We start from the raw sequence: 270 nt of genomic DNA, 5'->3' as shown, positions 1-270 counted from the left end.
GCTTACTTACAGCTCCCCAAAGCATATCGTCGTTAGTAACGTCCTTCATCGGCTTCTAGTGCCAAGGCATCCACCGTGCGCCCTTAATAACTTAATCTATGTTTCCACCATTTTTATAAGTCAAACGTTAACATGAAGTTACGTTCTTTTATAAAAAGATTTAAACGCGTTATTAATCTTGTGAGTGTTCTTTCGAACACTAGCGATTATTTCTTATGAATTCAAGCTTATTTAAAACTCTTTATTCACTCGGTTTTGCTTGGTAAAATC

General features: G+C 35.9%; 1 rRNA gene. It reads right to left on the bottom strand.

Annotated features, from left to right (window positions below):
• Positions 1-97, bottom strand: a 23S ribosomal RNA gene (locus IDG60_RS03440); the annotation flags it as partial.
• Positions 98-270 lie beyond the last annotated feature (173 nt).

This window comes from Staphylococcus sp. EG-SA-2 (assembly GCF_017152085.1).
This window is presented reverse-complemented; position numbering and strand designations above follow the sequence as displayed.